Source organism: Sulfitobacter delicatus, assembly GCF_900102535.1.
Lineage (GTDB): Bacteria > Pseudomonadota > Alphaproteobacteria > Rhodobacterales > Rhodobacteraceae > Sulfitobacter > Sulfitobacter delicatus.
On the sequence record NZ_FNBP01000003.1, the window covers coordinates 192,908 to 206,746 of the forward strand.

Annotated in this window: 16 protein-coding genes; 12 read left to right on the forward strand and 4 right to left on the reverse strand. The window is 63.1% G+C overall.

The window, feature by feature from the left end; all coding sequences use genetic code 11:
• Positions 1 to 2: 2 nt before the first annotated feature.
• Positions 3 to 1,388 (forward strand): PQQ-like beta-propeller repeat protein, encoded by a 1,386-nt coding sequence (locus tag BLS57_RS07305; protein ID WP_093740721.1) that lies wholly within the window; start codon positions 3 to 5, stop codon positions 1,386 to 1,388.
• A 60-nt stretch (positions 1,389 to 1,448) separates the two neighbouring features.
• Positions 1,449 to 2,930, forward strand: coding sequence for a ribosome biogenesis GTPase Der (der, locus tag BLS57_RS07310; RefSeq protein WP_093740723.1), 1,482 nt, complete (start codon positions 1,449 to 1,451; stop codon positions 2,928 to 2,930).
• Positions 2,931 to 2,941: 11 nt separating this feature from the next.
• Here der and BLS57_RS07315 read toward each other — a convergent pair whose 3' ends face one another.
• Positions 2,942 to 3,658, reverse strand: coding sequence for a tryptophan-rich sensory protein (locus BLS57_RS07315; RefSeq protein ID WP_093740725.1), 717 nt, complete (start codon positions 3,656 to 3,658; stop codon positions 2,942 to 2,944).
• Between the two features lie 243 nt (positions 3,659 to 3,901).
• Positions 3,902 to 5,194 carry a serine--tRNA ligase gene (serS, locus tag BLS57_RS07320; protein ID WP_093740727.1) on the reverse strand — a complete coding sequence of 431 codons (1,293 nt, stop codon included), beginning with the start codon at positions 5,192 to 5,194 and terminating at the stop codon, positions 3,902 to 3,904.
• Positions 5,195 to 5,412: 218 nt separating this feature from the next.
• On the opposite strand from serS, the gene yajC reads away from it, so the two are divergent.
• The 10 genes from yajC to BLS57_RS07370 are packed head-to-tail and all read left to right on the forward strand — an operon-like array spanning position 5,413 to position 12,224.
• On the forward strand, positions 5,413 to 5,691 hold the full coding sequence (yajC, locus tag BLS57_RS07325) for a preprotein translocase subunit YajC (RefSeq protein ID WP_093740729.1): 279 nt from the start codon (positions 5,413 to 5,415) through the stop codon (positions 5,689 to 5,691).
• Positions 5,692 to 5,726: 35 nt separating this feature from the next.
• Positions 5,727 to 7,376 carry a protein translocase subunit SecD gene (secD, locus tag BLS57_RS07330; protein ID WP_093740731.1) on the forward strand — a complete coding sequence of 550 codons (1,650 nt, stop codon included), beginning with the start codon at positions 5,727 to 5,729 and terminating at the stop codon, positions 7,374 to 7,376.
• A 1-nt stretch (position 7,377) separates the two neighbouring features.
• Positions 7,378 to 8,346: a protein translocase subunit SecF gene (secF, locus tag BLS57_RS07335; RefSeq protein WP_093740733.1), complete on the forward strand. Its 969-nt coding sequence runs from the start codon at positions 7,378 to 7,380 to the stop codon at positions 8,344 to 8,346.
• Complete coding sequence (locus BLS57_RS07340; protein ID WP_093740735.1) at positions 8,339 to 9,094, forward strand: sulfite exporter TauE/SafE family protein; 756 nt, start codon at positions 8,339 to 8,341, stop codon at positions 9,092 to 9,094. The genes secF and BLS57_RS07340 overlap by 8 nt, the downstream gene beginning before the upstream one ends.
• An 18-nt stretch (positions 9,095 to 9,112) precedes the next feature.
• On the forward strand, positions 9,113 to 9,466 hold the full coding sequence (locus tag BLS57_RS07345; RefSeq protein ID WP_093740737.1) for an Mth938-like domain-containing protein: 354 nt from the start codon (positions 9,113 to 9,115) through the stop codon (positions 9,464 to 9,466).
• A gap of 19 nt (positions 9,467 to 9,485) precedes the next feature.
• Positions 9,486 to 10,097 carry a heme ABC exporter ATP-binding protein CcmA gene (gene ccmA / locus BLS57_RS07350; protein WP_093740739.1) on the forward strand — a complete coding sequence of 204 codons (612 nt, stop codon included), beginning with the start codon at positions 9,486 to 9,488 and terminating at the stop codon, positions 10,095 to 10,097.
• On the forward strand, positions 10,094 to 10,750 hold the full coding sequence (ccmB, locus tag BLS57_RS07355) for a heme exporter protein CcmB (protein WP_093740741.1): 657 nt from the start codon (positions 10,094 to 10,096) through the stop codon (positions 10,748 to 10,750). The genes ccmA and ccmB overlap by 4 nt, the downstream gene beginning before the upstream one ends.
• A gap of 52 nt (positions 10,751 to 10,802) precedes the next feature.
• Positions 10,803 to 11,537 carry a heme ABC transporter permease CcmC gene (gene ccmC / locus BLS57_RS07360; protein WP_093740743.1) on the forward strand — a complete coding sequence of 245 codons (735 nt, stop codon included), beginning with the start codon at positions 10,803 to 10,805 and terminating at the stop codon, positions 11,535 to 11,537.
• On the forward strand, positions 11,534 to 11,692 hold the full coding sequence (gene ccmD, locus BLS57_RS07365) for a heme exporter protein CcmD (RefSeq protein WP_167356383.1): 159 nt from the start codon (positions 11,534 to 11,536) through the stop codon (positions 11,690 to 11,692). Before ccmC ends, ccmD begins: the two co-directional genes overlap by 4 nt.
• A 13-nt stretch (positions 11,693 to 11,705) precedes the next feature.
• The gene (locus BLS57_RS07370; RefSeq protein ID WP_167356391.1) at positions 11,706 to 12,224 is read left to right on the forward strand and encodes a DsbE family thiol:disulfide interchange protein; all 519 of its coding nucleotides are present in this window, start codon (positions 11,706 to 11,708) and stop codon (positions 12,222 to 12,224) included.
• Here BLS57_RS07370 and BLS57_RS07375 read toward each other — a convergent pair.
• Entirely contained in the window at positions 12,214 to 12,804 is a 591-nt protein-coding gene (locus BLS57_RS07375; protein WP_093740747.1) for an NAD(P)H-dependent oxidoreductase, read from the reverse strand. The two genes, BLS57_RS07370 and BLS57_RS07375, sit on opposite strands and share 11 nt — an antisense overlap.
• 74 nt (positions 12,805 to 12,878) lie before the next feature.
• The gene (locus BLS57_RS07380) at positions 12,879 to 13,694 is read right to left on the reverse strand and encodes a hypothetical protein (RefSeq protein ID WP_093740749.1); all 816 of its coding nucleotides are present in this window, start codon (positions 13,692 to 13,694) and stop codon (positions 12,879 to 12,881) included.
• Between the last annotated feature and the right edge of the window lie 145 nt (positions 13,695 to 13,839).

Below are 13,839 nucleotides of genomic sequence, written 5' to 3' on the forward strand. Positions count from 1 at the left end.
CCATGACGAAGCATCGCAACACTGGTACCGGTACGCCGGGTCTGCGTGGTCTTGGCGTGGTGGGCGCAATCGGCGCCGCACTGCTCCTGAGCGCCTGTGAGGACAAGCAGACCTATCTGCCCGGCAAACGCGAAGATATCCGCTCGGTTCTGCAGAACCCCGGACCTGAAGACGCGGCCTTTGACGTGGCGACGACCGACCCCGTTCCTGAAAATACCAGCCGCGCCATTTCTCTGGGCGGCACCGTCAATAACGCAAGCTGGACCCATAGCATTGGCTCGCCGGCGACCCGTGTGAGCCATCCCGCCCTGCGCTCGGCCCTCCAACCGGTCTGGAGCGCGAAGATCGGCGCGGGCGACAGCCGCAAGCTGCGCATCACCGCCGATCCGGTTGTGGCGGGCGGCCGCGTGTTTACACTGGACGCAGGCGCACAGGTCACGGCGACTTCGACCTCAGGGCAGACCCTTTGGACACGTGATCTCACCCCCTCCACCGACCGTCAGGGGCAAGCCACGGGCGGCGGGCTCGCCATTGATGGCGACACGCTTTATGTTTCCGTCGGTTTCGGCGTGCTGGCTGCCCTTGATGTCACCACGGGCGGTGTGCGCTGGACTCAAGACCTCGACGCGACCGGCTCGGGCACACCGACGGTTTCGGGCGATTTGGTCTATTTCACAGCTGGTGACGACACCGGTTGGGCGCTGCGGAAATCCGATGGCCGCATCCAGTGGCAGACCGGTGCCACCACCAGCCTGAGCAACGTGCTCGGCGCACCAGCGCCTGCCGTGACCAGCGATCTGGCGATCTTTGCCTTCGGGTCGGGTGAGGTGCAGGGCACCTTCCGCCAAGGCGGTTTGGCACGCTGGTCGACGTCTGTTCTGGGCCGTCGTCCGGGCCGCGCGATGAGCTTTGTCAGCGATGTCACAAGCGCGCCGGTTGTGTCGGGCAATACCGTCTATGTCGGCAACTACTCTGGCCGCCTCGCCGCGCTGGATGTGAACAGCGGGGACCGCAAATGGGTCGCCCGTGATGGCGCAATCGGTCCGGTCTGGCCCGCAGGTGATTCCGTCTTTGCGGTGACCGACCTGAATGAACTGGTGCGGCTCGATGCCAGCACTGGCCAGCGCATTTGGGGCACGCCGCTGCCGAACTTTATCAAAGACAAGCCGAAAAAGCAGTCCGAAGTCGTCGCCCATTACGGCCCGATCATCGCCGGGGGGCGCGTCATCGTGGCCTCTAATGACGGTGTCTTGCGCAGCTTTGACCCTGTGAGCGGCGGCCTCACGGGCACCACTCAAATCCCCGGCGGCGCGACCACTGCGCCCGTTGTGGCAGGCGGGACGCTCTACGTCGTGTCCACCAAGGGGCAATTGCACGCTTTCCGTTAGGCCGCAAATAGGCTAAGGCGCGTGTCTGAAGTGGCCCAACCGGGGCCCGGAGCCTGAATTATGTCCTTTACCCTCGCCATCGTGGGCCGTCCCAATGTCGGCAAATCCACGCTGTTCAACCGTCTTGTCGGCAAACGCCTTGCTTTGGTCGATGACCAACCCGGCGTGACCCGTGACCTGCGCGAAGGCGCGGCCAAACTGGCCGACCTGCGTTTCACCGTGATCGACACGGCCGGTCTCGAAGAAGTCACCGACGACAGTCTGCAGGGCCGCATGCGCCGCCTGACGGAACGTGCGGTTGATATGGCCGACATTTGTCTGTTCATGATCGACGCCCGCGTCGGCGTGACGCCGTCTGACATGGTCTTTGCCGAAATCCTGCGCAAGAAATCCGCGCATGTGATTCTGGCGGGCAACAAGGCCGAGGGCAAAGCCGCCGATGCGGGGATGATCGAAGCCTATTCGCTGGGTCTGGGCGAGCCGATCCGCCTCTCTGCCGAACATGGCGAAGGGCTGAACGACCTTTATTCGATGCTGATGCCGCTGGCCGACGAATACGAAGACCGCGCCGTGCAGGACGCGCCCGAGACGGATGTGGACCTGCCCGAGGATGATGCCGATCTCGAAGCCGAAACCGTCCCGATGCCCACACGCGCCAAGCCGTTGCAGGTCGCCGTGGTGGGCCGCCCCAATGCGGGTAAGTCGACGCTGATCAACCAGATTCTGGGCGAGGACCGCTTGCTCACCGGCCCCGAGGCCGGGATCACCCGCGACGCGATCTCGCTGATGACCGACTGGGCCGGGCCGGATGGCGAGGCGGTGCCGATGCGGATTTTCGACACCGCTGGCATGCGCAAAAAGGCAAAGGTGCAGGAGAAGCTCGAGAAGCTCAGCGTCAGCGACGGTTTGCGCGCGGTGAAATTTGCTGAAGTTGTGGTTGTTCTGCTCGATGCTGAAATCCCCTTTGAGCAGCAGGATTTGCGCATCGCCGATCTGGCTGAGCGCGAGGGCCGGGCCGTCGTTGTCGCCGTAAATAAATGGGACATCGAAGAAAACCGCCAAGAAAAGCTGCGCGACCTTAAAGAGAGCTTCGAGCGCCTTCTGCCGCAGCTCCGTGGCGCACCGCTGATTACCGTCAGCGCCAAGACGGGCCGGGGCCTCGACCGTCTGCAGGCCGCGATTATGCGCGCCTATGAGACATGGAACCGCCGTGTGACCACCGCGCAACTGAACCGCTGGCTCTCGGGCATGATGGAGGCGCATCCGCCCCCCGCGCCGCAGGGCAAGCGGATCAAACTGCGTTACATGACCCAAGCCAAGACCCGCCCGCCGGGCTTCGTGGTGATGTGCAGCCATCCCGACAAGGTGCCGGAGAGCTATTCGCGCTATCTTGTCAATGGCTTGCGCGTCGACTTTGACATGCCCGGCACGCCGATCCGCCTGTGGATGCGCGGCCAGTCGGATGCGAACCCTTACAAGAACCGCAAGAAAGCCGCGCCATCCAAGCTGCGCAAACACACCGCCGGGCGGCGCAAAGACTAAGCGACGGAGCCTCAGCCCCGCCGGAAGGCACGCAGGGTGGGCAGCGCGATCACGACGCTGCCCCCAAGCGCCAGATAGGCCACCACGGGCGTTTCGCCCCAGTTGGTCACGATGACCCCGATCAACCCCCAGATGACGGCCAGCCCATAGGTCGGCGTGCGTCCTAAGGCGGTCTGCACCCCGGCGCCGATGGCAATCGCGAGGCCGACAAAGACCACCGCCGCGGTTTGCCCTTCCAGATAGCCATAGCCCGCCGCCAGCAGCGCCAGTGACACGCAAGAGGCGGCTGAGAGCCAGCCCGCGTAGAGGCCCACCGGAGCCGCGGCCCAGAGCGGGTCATCGACAGGGGCGAGGAAGAGGGCGATAAGCGCGGTGATGAGCATGATCCAGATCAGCACCGCCGCCCAGATCGGGCTCATGGTGGCTACTGCGAGCCATGTGGCGCCCACCGCAAGGGACAGGCAGAGCGGCACCCGCATGTCATGCCATTGTGCGTCGCGTGGGGCGCGCAGCAGGCCGTAGGCGAGGCCGACGATCAGCCAGAGGTAGATGACGCCCCAGATCGAGAAGGCATAGCCTGCGGGCTGCGCGGGTGGGTTGTCTTGCGGGATCGGGAATTGGTTGGGGTCGAAGCCTGAAAAGCTGGGGACAAAGAAGGGGGAGACGGCGAAGGCGATGCTGAGCAGCAGCGCAAGGGCTGCGATCAGGGTGCGGGATGATTTGGGCAAGCGGGGGCCTCGCGGGATTGGATGTTGCGGTACATTTAATCCTAGAGCGCCAGTTGCCTTCGGCAACCAAGGGCCAGCGCCTGCCCGTGGGTGGGCGATCTGACCGTTAGTTCATGCCACTTTATGGTTCAGCCGTGATGTGCGTTCTCAATGTCGCACCCAGCCTTACCAAATCGCCTACCCGGGGGGGCGGGCAGGCGATAGCCCGGCGCCTGCGGCTTGATTCCGGGCTGGGTGATAGCCTTAGGCGAGCACGCCTTCCGCTGTCAGCGTCGTCTTGCCCCCCAGATACCCTGCGAGCACCTCAGGCAGCTTCACCGATCCATCCGCCTGCTGGCCATTTTCCAACACAGCGATCAAGCACCGCCCAACCGCCAGACCCGAGCCATTCAGCGTATGCACAAACTGCGGCTTGCCACCACCTTCGGGCTTGAACCGCGCATTCATGCGCCGCGCCTGAAAATCTCCGGTGGTCGAGACCGACGAAATCTCGCGGTAGCAATCCTGCCCCGGCACCCAAGCCTCGATGTCATAGGTGCGCCGCGCGCCAAAGCCCATGTCTCCGGTGCAAAGGATCACAGTGCGGTAAGCCACGCCCAGCTTCTCCAAAATACCCTCGGCGCAGCCCACCATGCGTTGCTGCTCGGCATCGCTCTCATCGGGATGAACCACGGAGACCATCTCGACCTTTTCAAACTGGTGCTGGCGCAGCATGCCCGCCGTATCCCGACCCGCGCTGCCCGCCTCAGAGCGGAAACAGAGCGTATGCGCGGTCAACCGGATCGGCAGGGCGCTCTGCTCCAGCGTGTCGCCCGCGACCGAATAGGTCAGCGGCACTTCGGAGGTCGGCACCAGCCACCAGCCATTGGTGGTTTGATAGCTCTCCTCGCCGAATTTCGGCAGCTTATCCGTGCCATACATCGCCTCATCGCGCACCAGCACGGGCGAATTGACCTCGGTGAGCCCGTTCTCGTCCACATGGGTATCGATCATGAACTGCGCCAGCGCGCGATGCACCCGCGCCACGGCGCCCTTCAGCATCACGAAACGCGCGCCGGAGGTCTTGGCGGCGGTCTCAAAGTCCATATTGGGTTTGACGCCCGCGATCTCGTAATGCTCGACAGGGGTGAAATCAAAGGCTGGCTTGTCGCCCCAAGTCTTCACTGCGACGTTATCATCTTCATTGGCGCCCTCGGGCACATCATCCGCCGGATTGTTCGGAATGCGGGCCAACATGTCGGTAAGTTGCTCATCCAGTTCCTGCGCCTCGGCCTGCATCGCCGCGACTTCAGCCTTCTTGTCGCTCACCAGCGCCCGCAGGCGCTCAAACTCGGCCTCATCGCCCTTGGCTTTGGCCGCGCCGACCTCTTTGCTGGCCTTGTTCTGCTCTGCCTTCGCGGTCTCGGCGGCGGCAATCTTGGCCCGGCGCGCGGCATCGAGCGACAGCACGGCCTCGGACATTGCAGCCTCGCCACGGCGGGCAAGAGCGGCGTCGAAACCTTCGGGATTGTCGCGGATGGCGCGGATGTCGTGCATGGGTCTGTCCTCGGGATCAGGTGAGTCGGTTAGAAGGCGTTATGCCTTAAAGCGCAGCGTGGTGGTAGGGGCCGCAACCATGCGGCGATCCATGTCATCCCGCGCCCCTATAAACCTACGCCTTTGCACCTTGCACCCCGCTGCTGCCGCGCATAGGTTCTGCCCAAATTCCTAAGGCCCCTCAGGCGGCCCAATACCCATCGAAAAGGACGACCCCCATGGAAGGCATCCAGCAATTTGTGCCGCTGATCCTGATCTTCGCGATCATGTATTTTCTGCTCATCCGCCCGCAGCAGAAGAAAGCCAAGGAACATCAAGCCATGGTCGCAGGTCTGCGCCGGGGCGATCAGGTCGTCACCCAAGGGGGCATTATCGGTAAGGTCTCCAAGGTCAAGGACGACGGCGAGCTTGAGGTCGAAATCGCGGATGGTGTGAAAATCCGCGTGGTGCAGGCCACCATCGCGACCGTCGTGTCCAAGACCGAACCCGCGAAATAAACCCTACCCCGAGGCCGCAACCCAAAGGCGGAACCATGCTACAGATTGATCTGTGGAAGCGGATTGTCATCGTCCTGACCTGTTTGGCGGGACTTTGGCTGGCGCTTCCCAATGCCTTTTACACCCCTGTCGAGCAGCACAATGACGCCGTTGCGGCCATCGAAGTGCAGGGCAGCACGCCCGAGCTGGAAGCGCAGCGTGCGCTCTGGCCGGAATGGATGCCCTCGGGGCTGGTAAACCTCGGCCTCGATTTGCGCGGTGGTGCGCATTTGCTGGCCGAAGTTCAGCTGGCTGATGTCTATGAGAGCCGGATGGAGGCTCAATGGCCCGAGGTGCGCGATGCGTTGCGCAGCCTGACGCCCGTGCGGCGCGAAGAGGCTCCTGCAGGTGAGTTGCGGGTGCGTTTGAACGATCCCGACAAAATGGCCGAAGCGTTGCAGATCACCCGCGATTTGGCGCGTCCCGTCACCACCGTAACCGGGGCAGGCGGCAGCGACATTGACGTGAGCGGTGCAAATGGCGTGATTTCCATTACTCTGTCGGATGCCGAGAAACAGGCGACCGACGAGCGCACCATGCAACAGAGCCTCGAAATCGTGCGCCGCCGGATCGACGAGGTAGGCACCCGTGAGCCCACGATCCAGCGTCAGGGTGCGGACCGGATCCTCATTCAGGTGCCGGGCATCGGCTCTGCAGCTGAGTTGAAAGCCATTATCGGCACCACGGCGCAGCTGACATTTAACCCGGTCGTCAACCGCGGCAGCGATGAGAATGCCAACCCCGGAATCGGCAATGCGATCCTGCCCTCTGCGGACGAGCAGGGCGTGTTCTACACTATCGAGACCGCTCCTGTTGTCACGGGTGAACAACTGGTCGACGCGCAGCCGAGCTTTGACCAGAACGGCGCACCTGCCGTCTCCTTCCGTTTTGACACCAATGGCGCCCGCAAGTTTGGCGACTACACCGCCGAGAACATCGGCGCGCCTTTTGCCATTGTGCTGGATGACGAAGTCATCAGCGCGCCGACCATTCAAAGCCACATCCCCGGCGGCTCGGGCATCATCACTGGGCGGTTCTCGGTTGAGGAAAGCACCAATCTCGCCGTGCTGCTGCGCGCCGGTGCGCTGCCTGCGGGGCTGAGCTTTGTCGAAGAACGGACCATCGGGCCAGAGCTTGGCCAAGACAGCATCGACGCAGGTAAGATCGCCACGATGGTGGCCTTTGTCGCCGTGCTCTTCTTCATGTGGGCGTCTTACGGTCTGTTTGGCTTCTTCGCCAATATCGCGCTGATCATCAACGTCGGGCTGATCTTTGGCCTGCTGAGCCTCATTGGCGCTACGCTGACCCTGCCGGGTATCGCGGGCATCGTGTTGACCGTCGGGATGGCGGTGGACGCCAACGTGCTGATCTTTGAGCGTATCCGTGAGGAACAGCGCAATGCCAAGGGGGCCGCTCGGGCGATCTCTCTGGGCTACGAACGTGCACTTAGTGCTATTCTGGATGCCAACATCACCACCTTCATCGTGGCGGTGATCCTCTTTACCCTAGGCTCTGGCCCGGTCCGCGGTTTCGCCGTGACACTGGGGCTGGGCATCATGACATCGGTGTTTACCGCCTTCTTCGTCACCCGCTTGCTGGTGGTGATCTGGTTTGAACGCCGCCGTCCCAAGACAATCGAGGTTTGACATGCGACTAAAGCTGGTACCCGACAATACGAACTTCGATTTCTTCGGCTATGCCAAGATCACCTTCGGTGCCTCCGTGGTGGCGATGATCCTGTCGCTGATCGCTTGGGGCGTGATGGGGCTGAACTTTGGCATCGACTTCCGCGGCGGTACCACGCTGCGGACCGAGGCCGCGCAGGCGGTTGACGTTGGTGCCTACCGGGATGCGCTGAGCCCGCTGGAACTGGGTGATGTGACCATCTCCGAAGTCTTTGATCCGGGCTTCCGCGACGATCAGCATGTGGCGATGATCCGTGTGCAGGCGCAGGAGGGGCAAGAGGCCGCGACGACCGACACGGTGCAGGCGATCCAGAAAGCGCTGCAGGAAGTGTCACCGGACATCAAGTTCACGTCCGTCGAATCCGTTGGTCCTAAGGTTTCCGGTGAGTTGATCCAGACGGCGTTTCTGGCGGTAGGCGGAGCGCTTGCGGCGATCCTGATCTACATCTGGCTGCGGTTTGAATGGCAGTTCTCGGTCGGCGCTGTGGTGGCGCTGTTCCACGATGTGGTGCTGACAATCGGGCTGTTTTCCATTCTGCAGATCCGCTTTGACCTGCCGGTGGTGGCCGCGATCCTGACCATCATTGGCTATTCGATCAACGACACTGTGGTGATCTTTGACCGGCTGCGAGAGAACCTGCGCAAATACAAAAAACGCCCCCTGCGGGAGGTGATGAACCTCTCGGTCAATGAGACCCTGAGCCGCACCTTGATGACTTCGGGCACCACGCTGCTGGCGCTCATCGCGCTGCTGATCCTGGGCGGTGACGTGATCCGCGCCTTTGTCTTCGCGATCACTTGGGGCGTTGTGGTCGGTACCTATTCCTCGGTCTATGTTGCCAAGAATGTGGTGCTCTACCTTGGCGTGAAACGCGACTGGTCAAAGCCCGACGCGGGCGCGGGCACGCAATTCGCCAATATTGATGCCTGACACGCTGGCGCAGGCCATCGCCACCCCCGGGGTGGCATGGCTTGCGCTGGCCGTGATCGTGGCCGGGCTGGTCCGCGGCTTTGCGGGCTTTGGCTCTGCCATGATCATCATGCCGGTGGCGGCCTCTGTGCTCTCCCCGGTCGAAGCGATCCTCTTTATGACCGCCGCCGAATTGCTCGGCCCACTCCCAAACTTGCCGGATGCTCTGCGCAATGGCGCCCCGCGCGAGGTGGGCCGACTGATGCTTGGCGTGCTTGTCGGTCTTCCCCTAGGGCTTTGGGGGCTGTCGATGATGTCACCTGCGGGCTTTGGCTGGGTCGTCTCTGGCGTCGTTCTGACACTGCTGGTGCTGCTGCTCGCGGGCTGGCGGTATCACGGGCCGTTGGGGGCGCGGCTGGTCGTGGGGACGGGCGCTTTGGGTGGCTTCATGACCGGCTTTGCCGGGATCGCCGGACCGCCCGTGATCCTGCTCTATATGGCCAGCCGTCGGCCTGCGGCGGTGATCCGGGCGAATTTTCTGCTCTATCTGCTGGGCATCGACCTTTTGCTCTTTGCGATGCTTGCTGCGACGGGGCAGGTGGTCTGGCCCGTGCTGTGGCTTGGGCTGCTCGCCGGGGTGCCGAATGTACTGGGCAATATCATCGGGGCGCGGCTATTTGACCCGGCCAAAGAGCGGCTTTTTCGCGCAGTGGCCTATATCGTCATCGCTGCATCGGCTATCCTTGGCCTGCCGCTGTGGAACAGTTGAGCCGGAGAGGGACCAGAGATGCGTTTGAACGAGATCACCTATACCGACGCCAAACCGATTGACGGCTACGGCCCCGGTTTCTTTCGCATCGGTGGCGAGGTTGTTGAAGGTCCGCAGGTCATCGGGCCTGAAGGGATCACCGGCTGGGGCGGGCTGGCGGACGCGGCGCCCGTCTTGGCGCTGGCGGGGAAGGTCGATGTTGTCTTTATGGGCACCGGAGCGGAAGTGGCGCATATCCCCGATGACCTGCGCGAGACGCTCGAAGGGGCCGGTCTGGGGGTTGAGGTCATGTCCTCCCCCGCGGCCTGCCGCACCTATAACATTCTGCTGAGCGAGGGGCGGCGTATCGCGCTGGCCCTTCTGCCGGTCTGAGCGCGGGGCCACGGCACATATGCAGGTCAGCGATCTTAGCGTAGCGCGGGGCGGCGTGCCGGTGCTCTCGGGCGTCTCCTTTGCGCTAGCGCCCGGCGAAGCGCTGGTGCTGCGCGGGCCGAATGGTGCGGGCAAGACCACGCTGCTGCGCTGTATCGCGGGGCTGCAGGAGCCATTGTCGGGACGGATAGAGGGTGCCGAAGACCGTGTCGCCTACGCCGCCCATGCGGACGGGTTGAAAGCGATGTTGACCGTCCGCGAAAACCTGAGCTTCTGGGCGCAAGTCTTTGGCATGTCAGACCTTTCACCCGCCCTTGATGGCTATGCGCTGCGGCCTCTCGCGGACCGCCTCGCAGGAACGCTCTCCGCCGGGCAGAAGCGCCGCCTGGGCCTGGCGCGGCTCTTGGTAACCGGGCGGCCCATCTGGGTGTTGGACGAGCCGACAGTCTCGCTAGACGCCGATGCTGTCGCACTTTTCGGCAGCGTGCTGCGCGGGCATCTGGCGGCGGGCGGCTCGGCGCTAATGGCCACGCATATCGATTTAGGTGTCGAGGCACAGGTGCTCGACGTCAGTGCCTACCGCGCCGCCCCCGATGCCGATCTCGGCGCCAGCGATGCGGCGTTCCTATGAGAGCGCTGTTGCTCAGAGACTTGCGGCTGGCGCTGCGGGCAGGCGGGGGCTTTGGCCTAGGGCTCGCGTTCTTCTTGATTGTGGTGATGCTGGTGCCATTCAGCGTCGGCCCTGAAGCGCAACTGTTGCAAGCCATCGCTCCGGGCGTGCTCTGGCTCGGCGCATTGCTCGCCTGCCTGCTGTCGCTGGACCGCCTGCTGGCGCTGGACCTAGAGGATGGCTCGCTGGAACTGCTGCTCACCGCGCCGTTGCCGCTGGAAGGGGCGCTGGCGGTGAAGGCGCTGGCGCATTGGCTGACGACAGGATTGCCGTTGGTGCTGGCGGCCCCCTTTCTTGGGGTGATGCTGCAACTCGCAGCGCCCGGTCATCTTTGGCTCTTAATCTCACTCGCCCTTGGCACCCCGGCGCTTTCGGTGATCGGCACCTTTGGCGCGGCGCTGACGGTGGGGATCAAACGCGGCGGGCTGCTGTTGTCGCTTCTGGTGCTGCCGCTTTATATTCCCACACTGATTTTCGGGGCCGAGGTCGCGCGGCGCGGGGCTGCGGGGTTGGACGCTTCGACACCCTTGCTCATGCTCGCGGGGCTGACCCTTGCGGTGGTTGCACTGATGCCATTTGCCGCAGCGGCGGTGCTGCGTATGGGGTTGCGATGACCCCGCGAAATCGTGCATTGAGCACCACCCAACCGCGCGATAGGTAGTCTTCATGTCCCTTTGGCAGTACGCAAACCCGGTCAAATTCCTCGCGCTTTCTGCGCGGGTGCAGCCTGCGCTTTGGGCGCTGGCGGCGGTCTTTACCGGTGTGGGATTGCTCTGGGGCTTTTTTGGTACGCCTGACGATGCGCGCCAAGGCAGCACGGTGAAAATTATCTATCTGCATGTGCCGGCCGCGCTGATGGCGATTAACGCATGGTTCATGATGCTGGTCGCCTCGCTGATCTGGCTGATCCGGCGCCACCACGTCAGCGCGCTTGCGGCCAAGGCCGCGGCACCCGTGGGACTGGTGATGACGTTGATCGCATTGGTAACGGGCGCCATCTGGGGCCAGCCGATGTGGGGCACATGGTGGGCGTGGGATCCGCGGCTCACGTCCTTTTTGATCCTGTTCTTGTTCTACCTTGGCTATATCGCGCTGTGGCAGGCGGTCGAAGACCCGGACACGGCAGCCGACCTGACCTCGGTGCTTTGCCTCGTGGGGTCGGTCTTTGCGGTGCTGTCGCGCTATGCGGTGCAGTTTTGGAACCAAGGTCTGCATCAGGGCACCAGCATCCCCGTGGCCACCGGCAACCGCAGTGTGGCCGATGTGTTCTTCTATCCGCTGGTCATGGCGATGCTGGGGTTCGGACTGCTGTTTCTGGCGCTGGTGGTCTACCGCACCGGAACTGAAATTCGCCTGCGCCGGACCTCGGCACTGCGGGCACGGATGAACCGGGGGGCATGATGCCGGAACTTGGAAAATATGCGAGCGAGGTCATGTCGGCCTATGCGGTCTCTCTGCTGCTCTTGGCCGCTTTGCTTGTTGTGACCCTATGGCGGGGCCGCGCCGCGCGCCGCGCATTGGAAGAAACCGAAGCGGAGGCCGGACGCCGTGGCTAAGCTTTCCCCCATGATGATCGCCCCGCCGGTGATCTTTGCCGCCTTTGTCATTCTGGCCGCCGTCGGCATGTACCGGGACGACCCCGAGGGGCTGCCTTCGACCTTGGTCGGCAAACAGGCGCCGTCGATGCCTGAAGCGGCGCTAGAGGGCTATCCGAAAGCGACGGACGACATGCTGCGCGGGGGAGAAGTAACCTTGGTCAACTTCTGGGCCAGCTGGTGCCCCCCTTGCCGCGCGGAGCATCCCAAACTGCTGGAAATGCAGGCCGAAGGGATGAACATCATCGGCGTGAACTTCAAGGATACGAAGGGCAATGCCGCCAGCTACCTTGAGGACGAGAGAAGCCCGTTCTCGGGCGTCGGTTTCGACCCACAGGGCCGCGTGGCAATTGATTGGGGGGTAACCGCCCCGCCAGAGACTTTCATCGTGGGCGGGGACGGTACGGTGCTCTTCCGCTTTGCGGGCCCATTGGTGGGCAGCGATTATGAGCAGCGGTTCATGCCAGCGCTGGAAGAGGCGCTTAGCCGCTGATCTTTCCGGCGAAGTCGACCAGCCGTTTTGTCTGATAGGCCACTGACTTCTTGCCCGTCTCATCCAACGGGCCGGGCTGGCAGGAATAGCCATATGGGTTGCCGCCGTCTTCGAACTTAATGTCATCCACATAGCCCGGTGGCACGATAATCGCGCCCCAGTGCATAGCCGTGATATAGATCGACTGCAGCGTCGTTTCCTGCCCGCCGTGGGTGTTTTGGGCCGAGGTCGTTGCGGTGATCGCCTTGTTCGCCAGTGCGCCCGACTGCCACTTTGGCCCCAACGTATCGACAAAGGCGCGGAACTGGCTGGCTGGGACGCCGAAGCGTGTCGGGACGGAGATAAAGTAGCCGTCAGCCCATTCCATATCCTCAGGCGTCGCTTCGGGGATGTCCTGCATATCCTCCAACTGCTCGCGCCACGCGTCTTGCCCGTCGACCACCTCGCGCGGTGCCGTCTCGGCGCAGCGGCGCAGGCGAACCTCGGCTCCGGCCTCACGGGCGACCTCTGCAGCATGCAACGCGATGCCGTGGTTGGTGCCATAGGTGGAGTAGAAAACGACGGTGATTTTTGTGGGCATGACGCGACCTTTCTGCGGAGGGTTTCAGAGCCAATGCCCCGGAGCCGCGGGAGGTTCCGGACCTCACAGGATCGTCACACCGTGTAGCGCTGCGCCCAAGCGTCGAGCCTCGCGATAAACTCTTGGTCGCTGAGTTGATCCAAGGTTCTGCCTTCGGGTGCTTTGAAGCCGGGCAAGGGGGCGAGCGCGATGCGCAAGCGGCGAATCTTCTCGGGGTAGGGTGCGACCCACCGCGCCAGTTCCACCAACCCCGCAGGCAAGCGACGCGAGGGGTCTTCGGCACTGTAGTAGAGCGCGAATTGCATGGCATTGAGATTGGCAACCAGGTCCGCGAGCGCGGGCAGCATGACGTTGTTCATCTCGTCACTGTCCGCGTCGAACATCGGAGCTTTGGTGAGCAAGCCGCGCCCCTGTGACACGGTTGTCGTGGTTGAGAGGACGAAGCTGACGGACAGCGTGAGTATCACCATCCCGTTTACCCCAGCTAGCACGGAGAGGATCAACCAAAACGGGCTTTCCGTTTCAAGCGGCCCGCCGCCCAGTGTCGACAGCAAATGACCAACAAAAGCAAAGTCGCGCGCAAAACCGGCGGGTGCTTCGCTTTCGCTGATAATGACCGCCTTATCCGCCATCTGGAACACCAAGGTCCAGCCGAGCGAGACGAGCCCGATCCATGTGAAAGCAATGCCCGTCATCACCACCGGCCCGGCGAGGCGATGTTTGGCGCGGCTGTCCGGCATGAAGCGGACGAAAACGCGCCAGATGCCCCGCGCGACGGTTTGAGACAGCGGCGCCACTGGTGCCGCACCGATCGCGGTATAGAGGAAATCGAGCAGAACAAAGACGAGGATTGTGACGCCGACCGCGCCGAGGAGGATTTGGATCAGCATGGTTTGTCGTCTTTCGGCAGCCTTGTGCCCTCTGGCACGGTCTTCGCAGGAGCAACCCCTCTCTCCATAGGCGGGTTCCCACTGATCGCAATTTGCCGCGCCTTAAACGCAAAAGAGCGACCCGCGAGGGGGCCGCTCCTTCGAT

What these genes read in the sequence shown, in the direction of transcription:
- der (WP_093740723.1), top strand. Translation starts at nt 1,449, where the DNA reads ATGTCCTTTACCCTCGCCATCGTGGGCCGTCCCAATGTCGGCAAATCC.
- ccmC (WP_093740743.1), top strand. Translation starts at nt 10,803, where the DNA reads ATGTCCCTTTGGCAGTACGCAAACCCGGTCAAATTCCTCGCGCTTTCT.
- serS (WP_093740727.1), bottom strand. Translation starts at nt 5,194, where the DNA reads ATGCACGACATCCGCGCCATCCGCGACAATCCCGAAGGTTTCGACGCC.
- BLS57_RS07305 (WP_093740721.1), top strand. Translation starts at nt 3, where the DNA reads ATGACGAAGCATCGCAACACTGGTACCGGTACGCCGGGTCTGCGTGGT.
- BLS57_RS07375 (WP_093740747.1), bottom strand. Translation starts at nt 12,804, where the DNA reads ATGCCCACAAAAATCACCGTCGTTTTCTACTCCACCTATGGCACCAAC.
- ccmD (WP_167356383.1), top strand. Translation starts at nt 11,534, where the DNA reads ATGATGCCGGAACTTGGAAAATATGCGAGCGAGGTCATGTCGGCCTAT.
- secD (WP_093740731.1), top strand. Translation starts at nt 5,727, where the DNA reads ATGCTACAGATTGATCTGTGGAAGCGGATTGTCATCGTCCTGACCTGT.
- ccmB (WP_093740741.1), top strand. Translation starts at nt 10,094, where the DNA reads ATGAGAGCGCTGTTGCTCAGAGACTTGCGGCTGGCGCTGCGGGCAGGC.
- BLS57_RS07340 (WP_093740735.1), top strand. Translation starts at nt 8,339, where the DNA reads ATGCCTGACACGCTGGCGCAGGCCATCGCCACCCCCGGGGTGGCATGG.
- BLS57_RS07370 (WP_167356391.1), top strand. Translation starts at nt 11,706, where the DNA reads ATGATCGCCCCGCCGGTGATCTTTGCCGCCTTTGTCATTCTGGCCGCC.
- ccmA (WP_093740739.1), top strand. Translation starts at nt 9,486, where the DNA reads ATGCAGGTCAGCGATCTTAGCGTAGCGCGGGGCGGCGTGCCGGTGCTC.
- BLS57_RS07345 (WP_093740737.1), top strand. Translation starts at nt 9,113, where the DNA reads ATGCGTTTGAACGAGATCACCTATACCGACGCCAAACCGATTGACGGC.
- yajC (WP_093740729.1), top strand. Translation starts at nt 5,413, where the DNA reads ATGGAAGGCATCCAGCAATTTGTGCCGCTGATCCTGATCTTCGCGATC.
- secF (WP_093740733.1), top strand. Translation starts at nt 7,378, where the DNA reads ATGCGACTAAAGCTGGTACCCGACAATACGAACTTCGATTTCTTCGGC.
- BLS57_RS07380 (WP_093740749.1), bottom strand. Translation starts at nt 13,694, where the DNA reads ATGCTGATCCAAATCCTCCTCGGCGCGGTCGGCGTCACAATCCTCGTC.